The sequence below is a fragment of the Streptomyces sp. CHD11 genome (genome assembly GCF_018638295.1).
Classification (GTDB): domain Bacteria; phylum Actinomycetota; class Actinomycetes; order Streptomycetales; family Streptomycetaceae; genus Streptomyces.
In genome coordinates, this window is the sequence record NZ_JABTTS010000153.1 from 1 (window position 1) to 337 (window position 337).

Genomic DNA, 337 nt, shown 5'->3' on the forward strand with positions numbered 1-337 from the left:
CGTGCAGACCGCCCCGGTTCAGCTCGTCGAGCGCGGACTCCAGCAGATAGACGGCGTACCGCAACTCCCCCGCGAGGTAGTGCGCCACCGCCCGACCGCGCAGCGCCGGGACCCGGGCGGTCAGCGGCGCGTCGCCGAGCCGGGGGGGGGGGGGGGGGGGGGGGGGGGGGGGGGGGGGGGGGGGGGGGGGGGGGGGGGGGGGGGGGGGGGGGGGGGGGGGGGGGGGGGGGGGGGGGGGGGGGGGGGGGGGGGGGGGGGGGGGGGGGGGGGGGGGGGGGGGGGGGGGGGGGGGGGGGGGGGGGGGGGGGGGGGGGGGGGGGGGGGGGGGGGGGGGGGG

1 pseudogene is annotated in these 337 nt (G+C 89.9%); it reads right to left on the bottom strand.

The window, feature by feature from the left end:
* Window positions 1-139: pseudogene (locus HTV45_RS34715) on the bottom strand (transcriptional regulator); the annotation flags it as partial.
* Between the last annotated feature and the right edge of the window lie 198 nt (window positions 140-337).